The sequence below is a fragment of the Pseudomonas sp. BP11-1-1 genome (assembly GCF_052112105.1).
GTDB lineage: Bacteria > Pseudomonadota > Gammaproteobacteria > Pseudomonadales > Pseudomonadaceae > Aquipseudomonas > Aquipseudomonas alvandae.
In genome coordinates, this window is record NZ_JAUTYU010000001.1 from 741,639 (window position 1) to 761,209 (window position 19,571).

General features: G+C 59.3%; 16 protein-coding genes and 2 tRNA genes. 1 reads left to right on the top strand and 17 read right to left on the bottom strand.

Annotation, left to right across the window (positions count from 1 at the left end):
- Positions 1-84: 84 nt before the first annotated feature.
- The 11 genes from infB to rlmE all read right to left on the bottom strand — a co-directional run bounded on the left by infB (position 85) and on the right by rlmE (position 11,216).
- Positions 85-2,604 (bottom strand): translation initiation factor IF-2, encoded by a 2,520-nt coding sequence (gene infB, locus Q7C33_RS03230; protein ID WP_030139791.1) that lies wholly within the window; start codon positions 2,602-2,604, stop codon positions 85-87.
- 27 nt (positions 2,605-2,631) lie between these two features.
- Complete coding sequence (gene nusA, locus Q7C33_RS03235) at positions 2,632-4,113, bottom strand: transcription termination factor NusA (RefSeq protein ID WP_181287550.1); 1,482 nt, start codon at positions 4,111-4,113, stop codon at positions 2,632-2,634.
- Positions 4,114-4,172: 59 nt separating this feature from the next.
- Positions 4,173-4,631 carry a ribosome maturation factor RimP gene (rimP, locus tag Q7C33_RS03240; RefSeq protein WP_033864484.1) on the bottom strand — a complete coding sequence of 153 codons (459 nt, stop codon included), beginning with the start codon at positions 4,629-4,631 and terminating at the stop codon, positions 4,173-4,175.
- Positions 4,632-4,767: 136 nt separating this feature from the next.
- Positions 4,768-4,844: transfer RNA gene (locus Q7C33_RS03245), tRNA-Met, on the bottom strand.
- A 97-nt stretch (positions 4,845-4,941) separates the two neighbouring features.
- Positions 4,942-5,027, bottom strand: a tRNA-Leu gene (locus Q7C33_RS03250).
- A 21-nt stretch (positions 5,028-5,048) separates the two neighbouring features.
- The gene (gene secG / locus Q7C33_RS03255; protein WP_030139789.1) at positions 5,049-5,432 is read right to left on the bottom strand and encodes a preprotein translocase subunit SecG; all 384 of its coding nucleotides are present in this window, start codon (positions 5,430-5,432) and stop codon (positions 5,049-5,051) included.
- A gap of 4 nt (positions 5,433-5,436) precedes the next feature.
- Positions 5,437-6,192, bottom strand: a complete 756-nt coding sequence (gene tpiA, locus Q7C33_RS03260) for a triose-phosphate isomerase (protein WP_030139788.1) — start codon at positions 6,190-6,192, stop codon at positions 5,437-5,439.
- A 66-nt stretch (positions 6,193-6,258) separates the two neighbouring features.
- Entirely contained in the window at positions 6,259-7,596 is a 1,338-nt protein-coding gene (glmM, locus tag Q7C33_RS03265) for a phosphoglucosamine mutase (protein ID WP_030139787.1), read from the bottom strand.
- Positions 7,597-7,612: 16 nt separating this feature from the next.
- Complete coding sequence (gene folP, locus Q7C33_RS03270) at positions 7,613-8,464, bottom strand: dihydropteroate synthase (RefSeq protein ID WP_407682820.1); 852 nt, start codon at positions 8,462-8,464, stop codon at positions 7,613-7,615.
- A gap of 8 nt (positions 8,465-8,472) precedes the next feature.
- Positions 8,473-10,383, bottom strand: a complete 1,911-nt coding sequence (ftsH, locus tag Q7C33_RS03275; RefSeq protein ID WP_030139785.1) for an ATP-dependent zinc metalloprotease FtsH — start codon at positions 10,381-10,383, stop codon at positions 8,473-8,475.
- Positions 10,384-10,583: 200 nt separating this feature from the next.
- Positions 10,584-11,216 (bottom strand): 23S rRNA (uridine(2552)-2'-O)-methyltransferase RlmE, encoded by a 633-nt coding sequence (gene rlmE / locus Q7C33_RS03280; RefSeq protein ID WP_003177853.1) that lies wholly within the window; start codon positions 11,214-11,216, stop codon positions 10,584-10,586.
- Between the two features lie 106 nt (positions 11,217-11,322).
- On the opposite strand from rlmE, the gene Q7C33_RS03285 reads away from it, so the two are divergent.
- The gene (locus Q7C33_RS03285) at positions 11,323-11,631 is read left to right on the top strand and encodes a YhbY family RNA-binding protein (RefSeq protein WP_003177852.1); all 309 of its coding nucleotides are present in this window, start codon (positions 11,323-11,325) and stop codon (positions 11,629-11,631) included.
- Positions 11,632-11,641: 10 nt separating this feature from the next.
- Here Q7C33_RS03285 and Q7C33_RS03290 read toward each other — a convergent pair whose 3' ends face one another.
- The 6 genes from Q7C33_RS03290 to dnaJ all read right to left on the bottom strand — a co-directional run bounded on the left by Q7C33_RS03290 (position 11,642) and on the right by dnaJ (position 19,213).
- Positions 11,642-12,046: a hypothetical protein gene (locus Q7C33_RS03290; RefSeq protein ID WP_030139784.1), complete on the bottom strand. Its 405-nt coding sequence runs from the start codon at positions 12,044-12,046 to the stop codon at positions 11,642-11,644.
- Positions 12,047-12,074: 28 nt separating this feature from the next.
- Complete coding sequence (gene greA, locus Q7C33_RS03295; protein ID WP_030139783.1) at positions 12,075-12,551, bottom strand: transcription elongation factor GreA; 477 nt, start codon at positions 12,549-12,551, stop codon at positions 12,075-12,077.
- A gap of 2 nt (positions 12,552-12,553) precedes the next feature.
- Positions 12,554-15,775, bottom strand: coding sequence for a carbamoyl-phosphate synthase large subunit (carB, locus tag Q7C33_RS03300; protein ID WP_217861235.1), 3,222 nt, complete (start codon positions 15,773-15,775; stop codon positions 12,554-12,556).
- A gap of 105 nt (positions 15,776-15,880) precedes the next feature.
- Positions 15,881-17,017 carry a glutamine-hydrolyzing carbamoyl-phosphate synthase small subunit gene (gene carA / locus Q7C33_RS03305; protein ID WP_030139781.1) on the bottom strand — a complete coding sequence of 379 codons (1,137 nt, stop codon included), beginning with the start codon at positions 17,015-17,017 and terminating at the stop codon, positions 15,881-15,883.
- 255 nt (positions 17,018-17,272) lie between these two features.
- Positions 17,273-18,079 carry a 4-hydroxy-tetrahydrodipicolinate reductase gene (dapB, locus tag Q7C33_RS03310; protein ID WP_198797620.1) on the bottom strand — a complete coding sequence of 269 codons (807 nt, stop codon included), beginning with the start codon at positions 18,077-18,079 and terminating at the stop codon, positions 17,273-17,275.
- Between the two features lie 9 nt (positions 18,080-18,088).
- Positions 18,089-19,213: a molecular chaperone DnaJ gene (gene dnaJ / locus Q7C33_RS03315; RefSeq protein ID WP_030139779.1), complete on the bottom strand. Its 1,125-nt coding sequence runs from the start codon at positions 19,211-19,213 to the stop codon at positions 18,089-18,091.
- Positions 19,214-19,571 lie beyond the last annotated feature (358 nt).

The following is a 19,571-nucleotide window of genomic DNA, read 5'->3' on the forward strand; positions in this document are numbered from 1 at the left end:
CAGACCGGGCGTTGCGTTTAGAGTCCGCCAGCCAGGCAGCGCATGTTCATGCGGCTGCCCGACGCGGCTCTTGAAGTACGCGAGTCAGAGGCTGCGAGCAACCTGGACCTTCTCGAAGACTTCGATCTTGTCGCCGACCTTGACGTCGTTGTAGCTCTTGACGCCAATACCGCATTCCATGCCGGCACGCACTTCGGAAGCGTCATCCTTGAAGCGACGCAGGGATTCCAGCTCGCCTTCGAAGATCACGATGTCTTCACGCAGCACGCGGATCGGACGGTTACGGTGAACGACACCTTCGATCACCATGCAACCGGCGATGGCACCGAACTTCGGCGAACGGAACACGTCGCGAACTTCGGCCACGCCCAGGATGTTCTCCCGAACGTCGCTGCCCAACATACCGGTCAACGCTTTCTTGACGTCTTCGATGATGTCGTAGATCACGTTGTAGTAACGCATGTCCAGGCCTTCCTGCTCGACGATCTTGCGAGCGCCAGCATCGGCACGCACGTTGAAGCCGAACAGTACAGCGTTGGAAGCCAGTGCCAGGTTGGCGTCGGATTCGGTGATACCACCGACACCGCCACCGACCACGCGCACTTGCACTTCATCGTTACCCAGGCCGTTCAAGGCGCCCTGCAAGGCTTCCAGCGAACCACGGACGTCGGATTTGAGGACGATGTTGAGCGTCTTCTTCTCTTCCTGGCCCATGTTCTCGAAGATGTTTTCCAGCTTGCCGGCGTGAGCACGGGCCAGCTTGACTTCGCGGAACTTGCCTTGACGGAACAGCGCGACTTCACGGGCTTTCTTCTCGTCAGCCACAACGCTCATTTCGTCGCCAGCGTCCGGGGTACCGTCCAGGCCGAGGATCTCGACCGGGATAGCCGGACCGGCTTCCTTGATTGGCTTGCCGTTCTCGTCGAGCATGGCGCGCACGCGGCCATAGTTCGAGCCGACCAGCACCATGTCGCCTTGGCGCAGGGTACCGTCTTGAACCAGTACGGTAGCCACCGGGCCGCGGCCCTTGTCGAGGCGCGATTCAACAACCACACCACGGCCAGGAGCCGAAGGCGTAGCGGTCAATTCCAGAACCTCGGCCTGCAACAGGACAGCTTCGAGCAGTTCGTCGACGCCAGTACCCATCTTCGCGGAAACCGGAACGAATGGAGTGTCGCCACCCCACTCTTCGGAGGTCACGCCGTGGACCGACAGTTCGCTGCGGATGCGATCGAGATCAGCGCCCGGCTTGTCGATCTTGTTCACCGCGACCACCAGCGGCACGCCAGCAGCCTGGGCATGCTGGACGGCTTCGATAGTCTGCGGCATGACGCCGTCGTCCGCCGCAACCACCAGGATCACGATGTCGGTTGCCTTGGCACCACGAGCACGCATCGCGGTAAACGCGGCGTGACCCGGGGTGTCGAGGAACGTCACCATGCCGCGGTCGGTTTCAACGTGATAGGCACCGATGTGCTGGGTGATACCACCCGCTTCGCCAGCCGCAACCTTGGCACGACGAATATAGTCGAGCAGGGACGTTTTACCGTGGTCGACGTGGCCCATGACGGTCACGACCGGAGCACGGGAAACCGCCTCACCTTCGAACTTCAGGGACTCGGCCAAGGAATCTTCCAGGGCGGTGTCGCTGACCAGGGTCACTTTGTGGCCCAGCTCTTCAGCGACCAGCTGGGCAGTTTCCTGGTCCAGAACCTGGTTGATGGTGGCCGGGGTCCCCAGCTTGAACATGAACTTGATGATTTCAGCAGCCTTGACCGACATCTGCTGGGCCAGGTCGCCCACAGTGATGGTCTCGCCGATCTTCACTTCGCGCACGACAGGGCCGGTTGGGCTCTGGAAACCGTGAGCGTTGCGTTTCTTCAGCTTGGCCTTGCCACGACCGCCGCGACGGAAGCCATCGCTCTCTTCGTCGGTAGTACGAGGCGCAACGCGTGGTGCCGGCGCCTTTTCCTTGACCGAAGCACGATGAGGCGCGTTCTTGCGCTCGCCATCGCCACTACCACGACGGTTGTCGTCGGCACGTGGTTTGTCGGGACGACGCTGTTCGTCGCGCTTGCGGGTATCGGCCGGAGCCGGCGCCGGCGCTACGACTGGAGCGGCTTCGCGCACAGGTTCGGCAACCGAGGCAACAGCCTCGACAGCTTCGGCCGGAGCGGGTTGCGCAGCAGCAGGCTGGCGACGCGCTTCTTCTTCAGCGCGACGCTTGGCTTCTTCTTCAGCCTTCTGACGAGCAGCATTTTCTACTGCGCGACGTTCTTCCAGTTCGCGTTTGCGCTCGGCTTCGATTTCTTCCGGGCTACGTTGTACGAAGACTTTCTTCTTGCGTACTTCAACGCTGATGCTTTTGCTACCGGCAACACGCAGGGTGCTGGTGGTTTTACGCTGCAGAGTGATCTTGCGCGGTTCTTCCACTTTCGCCTTGTGACTGCTCTTCAAGTGAGTCAGCAGGGACTGCTTCTCACTGTCGGTCACATGTTCCTCGGCGGCGGTGTGCGGCAGACCTGCCTCACGCATCTGCTGCAACAGGCGCTCTACCGGTGTTTTGACCTCATCGGCCAGTTGTTTCACCGTGACTTGCGTCATGCACTTCTCTCCTCAGGCCGCGCCTAATTACTCGAACCAGTGGGCTCGGGCGGCCATGATCAACTTGCCGGCACGATCATCGTCAATGCCGTCGATGTCGAGCAGGTCGTCAATAGACTGCTCGGCCAGGTCTTCGCGGGTAATTACGCCGCGCACCGCCAGTTCCATCGCCAAATCCTTGTCCATGCCCTCAAGCGAGAGCAGGTCTTCGGCCGGATGGGCGTCTGCCAGCTTTTCCTCAGTAGCGATGGCTTTGGTCAACAAGCGATCCTTGGCCCGAGCGCGAAGCTCGTTGACGATTTCCTCGTCAAAGCCGTCGATGTTGAGCATTTCCTCCACCGGTACGTAGGCAATCTCTTCCAGGCTGGTAAAGCCTTCATCCACCAGCACCTGCGCCAGTTCTTCATCGACTTCAAGCTCTTCGATGAAGTTGCGCAGGATGTCGCCGGTTTCAGCTTGCTGCTTAGCCTGGATGTCCGATTCGGTCATCACGTTCAGGGTCCAGCCAGTCAATTGGCTCGCCAGACGCACGTTCTGACCACCGCGACCGATGGCCTGAGCCAGATTGTCTGCGCCAACGGCGATGTCCATGGCATGGGCATCTTCGTCGACGATAATTGCCGCCACTTCAGCAGGCGACATGGCATTGATCACGAACTGAGCCGGGTTGTCGTCCCACAGGACGATGTCCACACGCTCGCCGCCCAACTCGCCGGATACGGCCTGGACACGCGAACCACGCATGCCGATGCAGGCACCTTGCGGGTCGATACGCTTGTCCTTGGAGCGGACCGCGATCTTGGCGCGCGAACCCGGATCACGGGAAGCGGCCATGACTTCGATCAGGCCTTCAGCAATTTCCGGCACTTCGATGCGGAACAACTCGATCAGCATTTCCGGCGCGGTACGCGACAGGATCAGCTGCGGGCCCCGGTTCTCGGTGCGGATTTCCTTGAGCAGCGCACGCAAACGCACACCAACCCGGAAAGTTTCGCGAGAAATGATGTCTTCGCGAGCCAGCAACGCTTCGGCGTTGTTGCCCAGGTCGACGATCACATTGTCGCGGGTGACTTTTTTCACGGTGCCGGAGATGATTTCTCCCAGGCGCTCGCGGTAAGCGTCGACGACTTGCGCGCGCTCGGCTTCGCGAACTTTCTGCACAATGACCTGCTTGGCAGTCTGTGCAGCGATGCGACCGAATTCAATGGACTCGATTTTTTCTTCGACGACATCACCGACCTTGGCGCCCGGATGCGTTTCCGCAACCTTGCTCGGCCAGGTTTCGATAGCCGGGTCGTCCAGGTCGGCTTCCTCGACAACCGTCCAGCGACGGAAAGTCTCGTAGGAACCGGTGTGGCGATTGATTTCCACACGCAAATCAACTTCGTCTTCAAACCGCTTCTTGGTAGCAGTGGCCAGGGCCAGCTCCAGCGCTTCAAAAATAACGTTAGCCGGTACGCCCTTTTCATTGGATACCGACTCAACAACCAGCAGTACTTCTTTGCTCATCGTACGCCTCGCCTTTCGCAAGCCATTGGATCCGCGGGATCCGCAGTATCTGGCACGTATCAGTCAAAACTGGGAATAATGTTGGCCTTGTCGATCATGTCGATCGGCAACAGGAACTCGTGCTCGTCTACTTGCACCACGACGTCCTGCTCTTCTACACCGCGTAGAAGGCCTTGGAAGTTGCGTCGACCTTCGAAAGGCGAGCGCAGCCTGATCTTCACTTGTTCACCGGCAAACGAAGCAAACTGCTCAAGAGTGAACAGCGGGCGCTCCATGCCAGGCGAGGAAACTTCAAGGGTGTATTCGGAGGCGATTGGATCTTCAACATCCAGCACCCCACTGATCTGACGGCTGACAATGGCGCAATCGTCCACCAGCACTCCGCCTTCTTTATCAATATAAACGCGCAACATTGAGTGGCGACCTTGAGCCGAAAACTCAATACCCCAGCATTCATAGCCTAGGGCCACGACCACCGGGGCCAACAAGGCCTGCAACTCTTCTAGCTTGCTCGACACCTGAACCCCCTCGTGCATGTAGTGCATGCTTTGCAAAATAAAAAATGGGCGCAACGCCCATCCTTGAAACGCCGTTGAACAGCGGCGTTATAAAGTGTCCAGCTAACAAAAAGCCCCTTGGAAGGGGCCCTGAAACTGGTTGCGGGAGCCGGATTTGAACCGACGACCTTCGGGTTATGAGCCCGACGAGCTACCAGGCTGCTCCATCCCGCGACAAAGCTGGGGCGGAAGTATACGACCGATCCCTTATAGGGTCAATGTAACCCTTCCACCTACAAGAAAGCCCGCAATAGCGGGCTCTCCTGATAATTGGTACCGAGAAGGGGACTCGAACCCCTACACCCTATGGGCACAACCACCTCAAGGTTGCGTGTCTACCAATTCCACCACCTCGGCAATACAGCGTTTGAAACCTTCTTACTTCTGCTCTTGAGCTGGAGGTACGTCAGTCGCCGAATTGGCCGACTTTTGCTCTTGAAGCACCGGGACATCATCAGAAGCCGGTTGTTGCTTTGGCGCTTCCAACACCGCTGGGTTTGGCAGACCTACTTGAGTCAGCTCTTGAGCCTTCTCTTTAGCAAAGTAACCTAACCCCAAGCTGGTTATGAAGAAACCGGCGGCGAGTATAGCAGTAAACTTACTAAGAAAGGTAGAGGAACCTTGGCTTCCGAATACAGTATTTGAAGCACCTGCACCGAACGACGCACCAGCATCCGCACCTTTACCCTGCTGCAGCAATACGAGAGCGACTACACCCAGCGCGCCCAGCAGATGAAAAACGACTACGACTGTTTCCAGCATTTTTTCAGTTTCCCGCGGCGCGACAGATCGCACCGAACTCATCTGCATTCAGGGACGCTCCACCAATGAGCCCCCCATCGATATCCGGCATGCCGAACAGTTCGGCCGCATTGGCCGCCTTCACGCTGCCGCCGTATAGAAGTCGCACACCTCGTGCTACTTCAGAATTTTCTGCCGCCAACTGCGCGCGAATGGCTGCATGCACATCCTGCGCCTGTTGCGGCGAAGCCGTCAGCCCAGTGCCAATGGCCCAGACCGGCTCATAGGCAATGACTGCCTTTGCAAAAGCACCGACACCCAAGTCTTCGATGATGCTGCCCAGCTGACGCCCGACAACCTCAAGCGTCTTGCCGGCTTCACGCTGCTCGAGGGTCTCCCCTACGCACAGCACCGGAATCAGACCACAAGCCTGGGCCGCAGCAAATTTGCGGATCAGCATCTTGTCCTGCTCGCCCATGATCTGGCGACGTTCGGAATGTCCGATCAGGACCAGGGAACACCCTGCATCCACCAATTGACTCGGCGCAATCTCACCGGTCAACGCACCTTGCATGGATTCCACCGCAGAGTTCTGCGCGCCGACCGAAATCGACTTACCCTTCAAGCCATCAACCACTTGGTTGATATACAAGCAAGGCGGGAATACCGCGACATCAACACCGCTTGGCAAGGCCAGATTACGAAGGCCTTTGATCAGCTCAGCGACGCTGGCGCGGGTACCGTGCATCTTCCAGTTACCAGCTACCATAGGGCGACGCATGCTGTACCTCGTCGGTCAAAGTGGGCGCAGATGTTACCCAACCGATTCATGACTGGCAAGCCGAATTCAGGCAGAAACTTCAGTTACAAGTTTCGCCAGCTCTTCGGCGTAACCGCGGACCTGTGCTTCATCCTCACCTTCGACCATGACACGCACCAAAGGCTCGGTACCCGACTTGCGCAGCAGTACCCGCCCACGCCCCGCCATTGCCTGGGTTACGCGCTCGCTGGCCTGCTTGACCATCGCATGCTCGAGCGGGCTCGCACCCCCACCGAAACGCACGTTGATCAGCACCTGCGGACACTTGCGCAACGCCTGGCGTGATTGCGCGAGACTTTCATTGCGCGCCTTGAGCGCCATCAGTACCTGCAGCGCCGCGATGATCGCATCCCCGGTAGTGGTGTGATCGAAACAGACGATATGCCCCGAGTTTTCGCCACCAATCACCCAGTTGCGCTCCAGCAGCTCCGAGATGACATAACGGTCACCCACATTGGCTCGCACAAAGGGTATGTCCAGGTCCGCAAGGGCCAGCTCAAGCCCAAGATTACTCATCAACGTCCCAACGACGCCGCCTTGCAGCTTGCCGCGACCGTGCAGGTCTCGAGCAATGATGAACAGCAATTCGTCACCATCGACCACCGTACCTGTGTGATCGACCATCAGCACCCGGTCACCGTCGCCGTCAAAGGCGATCCCGAGATCAGCGTGCTCAGCCAGCACCGCCGCCTGCAACGCCTCGGTGTGCGTCGAGCCGCAGTTATGGTTGATGTTCAGCCCGTTAGGCTGGGCGGACAGCACCACCACCTCGGCGCCCAACTCACGAAAAACGCTAGGGGCGACCTTATAGGTTGCACCATGGGCGCAGTCGACGACAATCTTGAGGCCGGAAAAGCTGGTACCCGTCGGAACACTGCCTTTACAGAACTCGATGTAGCGACCCGACGCATCGTTGATCCGCGACACTTTACCGATCTTGCTCGACTCAACCACCGTCATCGGTGCATCCAGCAGCTCTTCGATCATCAACTCGATTTCATCCGGCAGTTTCGTGCCCTTGCCGGAAAAGAACTTGATACCGTTGTCATCATGGGGATTATGCGAGGCGCTGATCACGATACCGGCTTGCGCCTGGAAGGTTCGCGTCAGGTAGGCGATGGCAGGCGTAGGCATCGGCCCCAGCAACATGACGTCGGCGCCCGCCGACGTCAGGCCAGCTTCAAGCGCCGATTCAAACATATAGCCAGAGATCCGCGTGTCCTTGCCAACCAGCACTTTGCAGGCGCCCATTTTTCGGAACGCCATGCCCGCAGCCCAGCCGAGCTTGAGCATGAAATCGGGGGTAATAGGATATTCACCGACCCGACCACGGATACCGTCGGTGCCAAAATATTTCTTGCTCATAAGTGCTCCATCATTCTTATTCGGCTGAATCCACTGCTGCGATCATCCGCACGACGTCCATCGTTTCGACTACATCGTGTACCCGCAATATGCGCGCACCTTTCGTAATAGCCAATGCCGCGAGCGCAAGACCGCCATACAAGCGCTCACCCACCGGACGCCCCAAGGCATTTCCGATCATGCTCTTTCGCGAGACGCCAACCAACAAGGGGCGGCGCAGGGCATGCAGGGCTTCCATATGCTTGAACAGGCTGAGATTGTGCGCCAATGTCTTTGCAAAGCCGAACCCCGGATCAAGAATGATCCGCTCGGCAGGAATGCCCACGGCGGCACATTCATTCATTCGCGCCACCAGGAAATCACCGACTTCCCTGGTGACGTCCTCATAGCTCGGATCGTTCTGCATGGTTCCGGGCTCGCCAAGCATGTGCATCAGGCACACCGGTAAACCCGTGGACGCCGCGGCATCCAACGCGCCGTCACGCTGCAAAGAGCGAACGTCGTTGATCAATCCCGCCCCCAGGCGCGCCGCTTCGCGCATGACCGCAGGCGTGGACGTATCCACCGAAATGATGACATCAAGCTCGCGATGGATGCGCTCGACAATGGGCGCCACCCGCTCCAGCTCTTCGGTCGGAGAAACCGGCCGTGCACCGGGGCGGGTCGACTCACCACCGACGTCGATCAGGGTTGCACCTGCAGCCGCCATGGCCTCGGCATGTCGCAACGCCGCGTCAAGCTGGCTGAATCGGCCGCCGTCGGAAAAGGAATCGGGGGTGACATTGAGAATGCCCATGACGTGCGCATGGGATAAATCAAGAACCCGGCTGCCGCATGGCAACCGGGTCGAGGACTGGGCAGAAGTCATTTCAAGCCTTAAACGTCGGCAGCCGGACCGCCGATCGGTGCTTCCGGACGCTCGCCCTGTACCGCTGGCGGCGTACCGGAAGAACCCGTGCCACCCGACCAATCACGTGGCTCACGAGGTGGGCGCCCTGCCATGATGTCGTCGATCTGCTCGGCATCGATGGTTTCATACTTCATCAGGGCATCAGCCATCGCGTCCAGCTTGTCACGGTTATCCGTGAGGATCTGCTTGGCGGTACCGTAACACTGGTCGATGATGCTGCGCACCTCGGAGTCGATCAGCTTGGCGGTCTCACCCGAGAAGCTCGCATGCTGGCCACCACCACCGCGACCGAGGAATACTTCACCTTCCTCCTCCGCGTACATCAATGGCCCCAGCTTCTCGGAAAGCCCCCACTTGGTCACCATGTTCCGGGCGATCTGGCTAGCGCGCATGATGTCATTCGACGCGCCGGTCGTTACACCATCGAAGCCCAGGGTCATTTCCTCGGCGATACGACCGCCGTACAGCGAACAGATCTGGCTGATCAATGCACGCTTGGACAGGCTATAGCGATCTTCTTCCGGCAGGAACATGGTCACACCCAGCGCACGACCACGCGGAATGATCGAAACCTTGTACACCGGATCATGTTCAGGCACCACACGCCCGACGATGGCGTGACCCGCCTCGTGGTAAGCGGTGTTCTGTTTTTCTTTCTCCGACATGACCATGGATTTGCGCTCGGCGCCCATCATGATCTTGTCCTTGGCCAATTCGAATTCTTTCATTTCCACGATGCGCTTGCCGGAACGGGCGGCAAACAGCGACGCTTCGTTCACCAGGTTGGCCAGGTCGGCACCGGAGAAGCCTGGCGTACCACGAGCGATCACGCCTGGGGCGACGTCATCGCCCATCGGCACCTTGCGCATGTGGACCTTCAGGATCTGCTCGCGACCACGGATATCCGGCAGCCCCACCACGACCTGACGGTCGAAACGCCCAGGACGCAACAGCGCAGGGTCGAGCACGTCAGGACGGTTGGTAGCCGCGATCACAATGATCCCGTCGTTCATTTCAAAACCGTCCATCTCGACCAGCAACTGGTTGAGAGTCTGTTCGCGCTCATCGTGACCGCCGCCCATGCCGGCACCACGATGGCGACCGACGGCGTCGATTTCGTCAATGAAGATAATGCAGGGTGCGTGCTTCTTGGCCTGTTCGAACATGTCGCGAACGCGGCTGGCGCCCACACCGACGAACATTTCAACGAAGTCGGAACCGGAAATCGTGAAGAATGGTACTTTCGCTTCACCGGCGATCGCCTTGGCCAGCAAGGTCTTACCGGTGCCAGGAGGCCCCACCATCAACACGCCACGCGGAATACGACCACCCAGGCGCTGGAACTTGCCTGGATCGCGGAGGAATTCAACCAGCTCACCAACCTCCTCCTTGGCCTCGTCGCAACCAGCGACATCGGCAAGGGTAGTCTTGACCTGGTCTTCAGACAGCAATCGCGCCTTGCTCTTGCCAAAGCTCATCGGCCCGCCTTTACCGCCCGCACCGCCCTGCATCTGGCGCATGAAGAACATGAACACCGCGATGATCACCAGGATCGGGAAACTCGCGACCAGGAGCTGGGTCCAGATACTTTGCTGTTCCGGCTGCTTGCCTTCGACCACGACATGGTTGTCCACGAGGTCGCCGATCAGCCCATTGTCCTGAATAGCCGGACGAATAGTCTTGAAGCTGTCGCCATCGGTGCGCTTGCCGGTAATCACATAACCATCAACGGCTACGCGCTCGACCTTGCCATCCTTGACCTGCTGGATGAAGTCGGAATAGTTGAGGGTCTGCGGCTCGTTAGGGCTGGAGAAGTTGTTCATCACGGTCACAAGGACAGCGGCGATGATCAACCACAGGATCAGATTCTTTGCCATATCGTTCAATTAACTACCCTCTGAAGCAAGCTCCGCTAATGGCGCGCGCTTCGCATGATATTCACCGGCCTAACTTACTACATTACCTACGACTCTGGCAGGCGCCGTCTGTAACCCTTTGTGAAACACTTTCTACACAATATTCGTTAATGCTCGCGGGACGAAATACGAAAAACCTATCGCCCCGGTCGAAAAACCTCTTATTCCTCACTGCGACCACGGAACCCACGACCCAGCAGGTACTGCTCACGGGAGCGATCACGCGATGATTTCGGCTTGCGCGTCGTGACTTTCTCGAACTGCTTGCGCACGCTCTTGTGGTATTCGTCGAAGCCTTCACCCTGGAAGACCTTGATCAAAAAATCACCACCTGGCTTCAACACCCGAGTCGCAAGGTCCAGCGCCAACTCGCACAGGAACATCGATCGCGGCATATCAACAGATGCCAGTCCACTCATATTGGGGGCCATATCGGAAATCACAAGGTCCACCTCGTTTTTTCCAACCGCTTCGAGGATCTGCGCCAGTACGGCGTCCTCGGTAAAGTCGCCCTGAATGAAGGTCACATCCGGGATGCTGTCCATTTCCAGGATATCGGAAGCGATCAGAGTGCCTTGCCCACCAATCAGACGACTGGTCACTTGGGACCAGCCACCCGGGGCGGCACCCAAGTCGATCACGCTCATGCCTGGACGGATCAAACGGTCTCTTTCCTGAATCTCCAGCAGCTTGTAGCTGGCACGGGAACGATACCCGTCTTTTTGCGCCATTTTCACGAATGGATCGTTGAAATGCTCTTGCAGCCATTTAAGACTTGTCTTGGAACGGGCCACGGGCCACCTCAAAAATAAAACGGGTCGTGATTAAGTGGGCGGTCCCGGACTCGCTCGGGTAAACTGGCCGCCGCTTTTTTACAAGATCAGACGCAGGGGTCAGATTATGCCGCTCACTCAAGAGCAGAAGAAACAATACAAATCCATCGGCCACCATCTGAAACCGGTTTTGACTGTGGCTGACAACGGTTTGACTGAAGGTGTGCTCGCCGAATTGGAACGCGCCTTGGGCGATCACGAGCTGATCAAGATCAAGCTCAACATCCTCGATCGCGAAGCCCGCCTGGCTGCCGTTGCCGAACTGTGCAAGACCGGCAAGGCAGACCTGGTGCAGGTCATCGGCAAGATGGCGCTGATTTATCGCAAGAATTTCAGCGTCAACAAGCAACTGTCGAACGTTCACCGCTTCAAGTGATGTCAAAGGGTCAAGGGTGTGCCTCGCACACCCTGCCACTCCAGCCAGGAACCGGCTGCAATACAAGCACCAATCCGGAAAACCCCAGCACCAGGTAACTGAATACCTGCCACTGGCTCGCATCCGGCCAGCCGAGATGCACCGCAAAGAACATTCCGCACGCGTACAACGACATGAGCAACAACTGCCCACGAATGTCGCGCCATAGACTGGCAAGGCCCTCGGCCTGAACCAGCACCAAAGCCTGAAACATCACACACGCCGCGGAAAACCCCACCAGCAGCGCCGTCAGCATGCCTGCGATTTCGTCGATGAGCAGCGGTGCCAGGCCAACTCGACCCAGCACCGGCAGCAAACCGATGTGCAACAACCAGATGCCGCCCACCCATAACATCTGGGTGAGCTGCCAGATCATGGCGCCGGCTCGCAGCGGGCGCCTTCGTTCAGATGTGACGGACTTCGACAATCTCATACTCGATGACACCACCCGGCGTCTTCACCGCCACCACATCGCCCTCTTCCTTGGCAATCAAGGCGCGAGCAATAGGTGAACCGACGGAAATCTTGCCGAGCTTGATGTCTGCCTCGTCCTCGCCAACGATCTGGTAGGTCACGCTCTCATCGGTCTCGACGTTGGCGATTTCCACCGTAGTGCCGAAAATGACCTTGCCTGTATGCGGAATCGTCGTGACATCGATGATCACCGCATTCTGCATGCGGCCTTCGATGTCACGGACACGCGCCTCGACCATGCCTTGCTCTTCACGAGCTGCATGGTATTCGGCGTTTTCCTTGAGATCTCCCAACTCGCGGGCCTCACCAATTGCCTGGCTCAAGCGCGGACGCTCGACCTTGGTCAGGAAAGCGTGTTCTTCTTCCAGGGCCTTCGCGCCCTGAACAGTCATCGGGTACTTGGTTATGCTCATGCCTTCAATCCTGCATGTAGATCCTGCAAGCGACGTACGGTCTTCTCGGGACCGAACTTGAGTGCTTCGCAGATCGCTTCGCCCGCAGCAATGGTCGTGGTGCAGTAGATCTTGTGCTGCAGCGCGTTGCGACGAATGGAGTAGGAATCGGCGATCGACTGGCGACCTTCCGTGGTGTTGATGATCAGCGTGACTTCGTCATTCTTGATCATGTCGACCACGTGCGGACGACCCTCGGTCACTTTGTTCACGCGGCGCACTTTCAGCCCCGCCGCCTCGATCAGCTTGGCGGTGCCGGCAGTGGCAACCACTTCGAAGCCCAAGTTGATCAGATCACGGGCCACACCTGCAACCAGTGGCTTGTCGTCATCACGCACGCTGATGAACGCGGTGCCGCCAGTCGGCAATACTTCGCTGGCGCCCATTTGTGCCTTGGCGAAGGCTTCACCGAACGTATCGCCCACGCCCATGACTTCACCGGTCGACTTCATTTCCGGGCCGAGGATCGGGTCCACGCCAGGGAACTTGGCGAACGGGAACACCGCCTCTTTCACACTGTAGAAGTTCGGAATGATTTCCTTGGTGAAACCCAGCTCTTTCAAGGTTTTGCCAGCCATGACCCGGGCAGCGATCATTGCCAGGGAAACACCGATGCACTTGGAAACGAACGGCACGGTACGGGAAGCACGAGGGTTGACTTCGATGACGTAGATGTCTTCGCCCTGCAGCGCCAACTGCACGTTCATCAGGCCGATAACGCCCAGTTCCAGGGCCATTTTCTTGACCTGCTCGCGCATCTCGTCCTGGATGTGCGCCGGCAGCGAGTATGGCGGCAGCGAGCACGCGGAGTCACCGGAGTGAACACCGGCCTGCTCGATGTGCTGCATGATCGCGCCGATCACCACGTCCTTGCCATCGCTGACCGCATCCACGTCCATTTCGATGGCGCAGTTGAGGAAGTGGTCCAGCAGCACCGGGCTGTCGTTGGAGACCTGGACCGCTTCACGCAGGTAACGCTTGAGCTCGTCTTCCTGGTAGACGATCTCCATCGCGCGGCCACCCAGTACATAGGACGGACGCACCACCAGTGGATAACCGATCTTGGCGGCGGCACGAATCGCTTCGTCTTCGCTGCGCACGGTGGCGTTTGGCGGCTGGCGCAGGTTCAGGCGCTCGACCATCTGCTGGAAGCGCTCACGGTCTTCGGCGCGGTCGATGGCATCCGGGCTGGTGCCGATGATCGGCACGCCGGCGGCTTCAAGGGCGCGAGCCAGTTTCAACGGGGTCTGGCCGCCGTACTGGACGATCACGCCTTTTGGCTTCTCGACACGGACGATTTCCAGCACGTCTTCCAGGGTCACTGGCTCGAAGTACAGGCGATCGGAGGTGTCGTAGTCGGTGGACACGGTTTCCGGGTTGCAGTTGACCATGATGGTCTCGTAACCGTCGTCGCGCAGGGCCAGTGCCGCGTGTACGCAGCAGTAGTCGAACTCGATACCCTGGCCGATCCGGTTAGGACCGCCACCCAGGATCATGATCTTGTCCCGGGTCGATGGCGCGGCTTCGCACTCTTCTTCGTACGTGGAATACAGATAGGCGGTGTCGGTGGCGAACTCGGCCGCGCAGGTGTCGACGCGCTTGTAGACCGGGAACACGTCCAGCTTGTGACGATGGGCGCGCAGGCTCTTCTCGGTCACACCCAGCAGCTTGGCCAGGCGCATGTCGGAGAAACCTTTGCGCTTGAGGCGGAACATCATGTCGTGGTCGATGCTGGACATGCCCAGGGTCTTGACCTTCTCTTCTTCCTTGATCAGATCTTCGATCTGTACCAGGAACCAAGGGTCGATCATGTTCATGCCGAATATCTGCTCGACGCTCATGCCCGCGCGGAAAGCATCGGCCACGTACCAGATGCGCTCGGCGCCCGGTACGGTCAGCTCGCGCTTGAGCTCGCTCATGCTTTCCGGATTGCTCAGGTCCAGCTTCGGATCCAGACCGCAGACGCCGACTTCCAGACCGCGAAGGGCTTTCTGCAGGGATTCCTGGAAGGTCCGGCCGATGGCCATGACTTCACCGACCGACTTCATTTGAGTGGTCAGGCGGGCATCGGCCTTGGCGAATTTCTCGAAGGCGAAGCGTGGCAGCTTGGTCACAACGTAGTCGATGGACGGCTCGAAGGACGCCGGGGTCTTGCCGCCGGTGATGTCGTTCGACAGCTCGTCCAGGGTGTAGCCCACAGCCAGCTTGGCAGCAACCTTGGCGATCGGGAAACCAGTGGCTTTCGACGCCAGGGCCGAAGAACGGGACACCCGCGGGTTCATCTCGATGACCACCATGCGACCGGTATTCGGACAGATGCCGAACTGGACGTTGGAGCCGCCGGTTTCCACGCCGATCTCGCGCAGCACCGCCAGGGAGGCGTTACGCAAGATCTGGTATTCCTTGTCGGTCAGGGTCTGGGCCGGTGCGACGGTGATCGAGTCACCGGTGTGCACGCCCATCGGGTCGAAGTTCTCGATGGAGCAGACGATGATGCAGTTGTCCTTTTTGTCGCGGACAACTTCCATTTCATATTCTTTCCAGCCGATCAGGGATTCGTCGATCAGCAGCTCCTTGGTCGGCGACAAGTCGAGACCACGGGCGCAGATTTCTTCGAACTCTTCACGGTTGTAGGCGATGCCGCCACCGGTGCCGCCCATGGTGAAGGACGGACGGATGATGCACGGGAAGCCGAGGCGTTCCAGGACGGCGTTGGCCTCTTCCATGCTGTGAGCGATGCCCGAGCGTGGGCAGTCCAGGCCGATGGATTTCATCGCCTTGTCGAAACGCGAACGATCTTCGGCCTTGTCGATGGTGTCGGCGTTGGCACCGATCATTTCTACACCGAACTTCTCCAGGACGCCTTCGCGCTCCAGGTCCAGGGCGCAGTTCAGCGCAGTCTGGCCACCCATGGTCGGCAGCAGCGCGTCCGGGCGCTCTTTCTCGATGATCTTGGCGACGGTCTGCCACTTGATCGGTTCGATGTAGGTGGCGTCGGCCATGGCCGGGTCGGTCATGATGGTGGCCGGGTTGGAGTTCACCAGGATGACGCGGTAGCCCTCTTCGCGCAGGGCTTTACAGGCCTGGGCGCCGGAGTAGTCGAATTCGCAGGCCTGGCCGATCACGATCGGGCCAGCGCCAAGAATCAGGATGCTTTTTATGTCTGTACGTTTTGGCATGGGTTTGTCACTCAAATCCGCAGGTCAGTCGGCTAGGCCGTCGAACAATCTTTGAAGCGCCCGTGGGGGCCACCGCGTTCGGGGCCGCCCTCGGGCTTCGCGCGGTCAGCGTCGCTTGGCCATCTCATTGATGAAGCGATCGAACAGCGGCGCCACATCGTTCGGGCCCGGGCTCGCTTCAGGGTGGCCCTGGAAGCTGAACGCGCTCTTGTCGGTACGCTCGATACCTTGCAGCGTGCCGTCGAACAGCGACTTGTGGATCGCGCGAACGTTGGCCGGCAGGGTCGCTTCATCCACGGCAAAACCGTGGTTCTGGCTGGTGATCATCACCACGCCGGTGTCCAGGTCTTGGACCGGGTGGTTCGCACCGTGGTGGCCGTGGCCCATTTTCAGGGTCTTGGCGCCCGAAGCGAGGGCCAGCAACTGGTGACCGAGGCAGATACCGAATACCGGGATCTCGGTTTCCAGCACGTCCTTGATCGCCTGGATCGCGTAGTCGCAAGGCTCCGGGTCACCCGGGCCGTTGGACAGGAACACGCCGTCGGGCTTGAGGGCCAGGACGTCGGCGGCCGGGGTTTGCGCCGGAACCACGGTGACGCGGCAGCCACGCTCGACCAGCATGCGCAGGATGTTCAGCTTGACGCCGTAGTCGTACGCCACCACGTGGTACGGCAGTTCGGAAGCCTCGATCGTCGCGTGACTGTCGGTCTTCAGGTCCCAGACCGTGGAGCGCCACTCGTACTGCGTCTTGGTGCTGACGACTTTCGCCAGGTCCATGCCCTTGAGGCCAGGAAAACCCTGGGCAGCGGCGATGGCGGCTTCTTCGGAAATGTTGTCGCCGGCCATGATGCAGCCGTTCTGCGCGCCTTTTTCCCGAAGGATGCGGGTCAGGCGACGGGTGTCGATACCGGCGATCGCCACGACGTTGTTGGCTTTCAGGTAATCGGACAGGGACATCGTGTTACGCCAGTTGCTCGCTACCAGCGGCAAGTCACGAATGACCAGGCCGGCGGACCAGACACGATCGGACTCGGCGTCTTCCGGCGTGGTGCCGGTATTGCCGATGTGCGGATAGGTCAGGGTAACGATTTGTTGGGCGTAGGAAGGATCGGTAAGAATTTCCTGATAGCCGGTCATTGCGGTGTTAAACACCACCTCACCAACGGTCTGACCGTCGGCTCCAATGGCTTCGCCGCGAAAAATGCTGCCATCAGCAAGGGCGAGTATGGCTGGCTTAGTCAAGAAGACCTCCCGTAAATAAAGCCTGAAAGGGCGATCGCAGGTTGTAAAAAAGCGGAGTGACGTATGGACACGTCACCCCGCTTGTTCACTGAATTATTCTGCGCGCTTTTAGTGGACACACTAAAGCTGTAGCTTACAGAAAAAGGCTTTTTTGGTCCACCGCTAATGAGCCTTAAAGGCAGGGGAATGCGACAGGCCGTCGCGAAGCGGTGTAAAACGGGGCTCAGTATAACCTGAACCCCACCTCCAGGGACATCAACGCAGGTCGAGAACGTCCTGCATGTCGTACAAACCAGGCTCGCGCCCATCCAGCCACAACGCGGCACGCACGGCGCCCTTGGCGAAGGTCATCCGGCTCGACGCCTTGTGGGTGATCTCCAGGCGCTCGCCTTCGGTGGCGAACAACACGGTATGGTCACCCACCACGTCACCACCACGCACGGTCGCGAAGCCGATGGTGTCGCGCTCGCGAGCACCGGTATGCCCCTCGCGCCCATACACGGCGACCTGTCGCAGATCCCGCCCCAGCGCATCGGCAATTACTTCACCCATGCGCAGGGCCGTTCCCGAAGGCGCATCGATCTTGTGCCGGTGATGGGCCTCGATGATTTCGATATCCGCATCGTCACCCAGGACCCGCGCCGTCAAGTCCAGCAATTTGAGCGACAGGTTCACGCCCACGCTGAAATTCGCCGCGAACACGATTGGAATGTCCTTGCCAGCTTCGGCCAGCAGCTGCTTCTGCGCAGCATCCAGACCGGTCGTACCGATAACCATGGCCTTGCCTGCCTTGCGGCAGACGGCAAGGTTTTTCAGCATGACTTCCGGCAAGGTGAAATCAATGAGGACGTCAAATTCGTCGATCACCTTTTCCAGTCCACCGGACATCGGCACGCCGATACGCCCAATCGAGGCCAATTCGCCAGCGTCGGCGCCGACCAGGGTGCTGTCAGGCCGGACGATGGCAGCCGTCAGCCCCGACAGCGGCGAACGCTGCTGCACCGCCTCGACCAACGCCTTGCCCATGCGCCCGGCGGCGCCCATCACTGCTATACGTCGCATGCGGACTCCTTAGAGATCGCCGAAGAAGCGCTTCACGCCTTCGAACCAGCCAGTGGTTTTTGGCGAGTGGCTGTTGTCATCCGCAAGGGAACTGCGGAACTCTTCAAGCAACTCACGCTGGCGCCGGCTCAGGTTGACCGGGGTTTCCACCGCCACACGGCACATCAGGTCGCCCGCACCACCGCCACGCACTGGCGCGACGCCCTTGCCGCGAATCCGGAACTGTTTGCCGGTCTGCGTGCCTTCAGGGATCTTCAGCTTGACGCGACCGTCGAGGGTCGGGATCTCAAGCTCGCCACCCAAGGCTGCATCGACAAAGCTGATCGGCACTTCACAGAACAGGTGCTTGCCGTCGCGCTGGAAGATCGCGTGCTCGCGCACATTGATCACGACGTACAAATCGCCCGTCGGGCCGCCCTGGGCCCCCGCCTCGCCTTCGCCAGACAAGCGGATGCGGTCACCGGTGTCGACACCGGCCGGCACCTTGACCGACAGCGTCTTGTATTCTTCGACGCGCCCTTCGCCGTGGCAGGAGTCGCACGGGTCGGAAATGATCTTGCCTTGACCGTGACACCGCGGGCAGGTCTGCTGGACCGAGAAGAAGCCCTGCTGCATGCGAACCTGGCCGATACCGCCACAGGTCGGGCAGGTCACGGGCGAGGAACCCTTCTTGGCCCCCGAACCATCGCACGGCTTGCAGTTGACCAGCGTCGGGACACGGATATTGACCGTCGTACCGCGCACCGCTTCTTCCAGGTTCAGCTCCAGCGTGTAGCGCAGGTCACTGCCACGCTGGGCGCCACCACGGGCACCGCCGCGACCACCGCCGAAGAAATCGCTGAAAACATCGCCGAAGATGTCGGAGAAGTTCTGCCCGCCGAAACCGGCGCCACCGCCGCCCATGCTTGGGTCGACACCGGCATGACCGTACTGGTCGTAGGCCGCGCGTTTACTGGAGTCGGACAGGACTTCGTAAGCCTCGTTGGCTTCCTTGAACATCTCTTCCGACGCTTTGTCGCCGGGATTACGGTCCGGGTGATGCTTCATCGCCAGGCGACGATAAGCCTTTTTCAGCTCTGCCTCGCTGGCACCGCGCTCGACACCCAATACTTCGTAAAAATCACGCTTTGCCATTAGTCTTTGCACTCTTATAGGACGTTCGGCAAACCTCTCCTGAGCCTTGCCAAACTCGTTGAGCCCCAATACAGGCCCGGACCCAACTCACGTCAATTCAACGATCCTGGTCGTAGGCTTTGTAGGAAAAGTGCCTGCGCGACGTCTCCTACAATCCAAAATCTTTCAGCCAGGGCCCCGGCCAAAATGCGGTGCTCATCGCCCGAAAAGCAGGAGCATTCCCGAACACACCGCCAACACCCGAACACTGTCGCATGTTGTAAAAATTCGCTGGCTCCAGACACGCCAACGCGGGAGCAAGCTCCCGCGCGGCGACATCCTACCAGCCACCGCACAAATGCAGTCAACCGGCCGACCA

Bases quoted from the DNA above. Each gene is read 5' to 3' on its own strand.
- infB (WP_030139791.1), bottom strand. From the start codon at position 2,604: ATGACGCAAGTCACGGTGAAACAACTGGCCGATGAGGTCAAAACACCG.
- nusA (WP_181287550.1), bottom strand. From the start codon at position 4,113: ATGAGCAAAGAAGTACTGCTGGTTGTTGAGTCGGTATCCAATGAAAAG.
- secG (WP_030139789.1), bottom strand. From the start codon at position 5,432: ATGCTGGAAACAGTCGTAGTCGTTTTTCATCTGCTGGGCGCGCTGGGT.
- tpiA (WP_030139788.1), bottom strand. From the start codon at position 6,192: ATGCGTCGCCCTATGGTAGCTGGTAACTGGAAGATGCACGGTACCCGC.
- glmM (WP_030139787.1), bottom strand. From the start codon at position 7,596: ATGAGCAAGAAATATTTTGGCACCGACGGTATCCGTGGTCGGGTCGGT.
- folP (WP_407682820.1), bottom strand. From the start codon at position 8,464: ATGACTTCTGCCCAGTCCTCGACCCGGTTGCCATGCGGCAGCCGGGTT.
- ftsH (WP_030139785.1), bottom strand. From the start codon at position 10,383: ATGGCAAAGAATCTGATCCTGTGGTTGATCATCGCCGCTGTCCTTGTG.
- Q7C33_RS03285 (WP_003177852.1), top strand. From the start codon at position 11,323: ATGCCGCTCACTCAAGAGCAGAAGAAACAATACAAATCCATCGGCCAC.
- Q7C33_RS03290 (WP_030139784.1), bottom strand. From the start codon at position 12,046: ATGATCTGGCAGCTCACCCAGATGTTATGGGTGGGCGGCATCTGGTTG.
- carB (WP_217861235.1), bottom strand. From the start codon at position 15,775: ATGCCAAAACGTACAGACATAAAAAGCATCCTGATTCTTGGCGCTGGC.
- dapB (WP_198797620.1), bottom strand. From the start codon at position 18,079: ATGCGACGTATAGCAGTGATGGGCGCCGCCGGGCGCATGGGCAAGGCG.
- dnaJ (WP_030139779.1), bottom strand. From the start codon at position 19,213: ATGGCAAAGCGTGATTTTTACGAAGTATTGGGTGTCGAGCGCGGTGCC.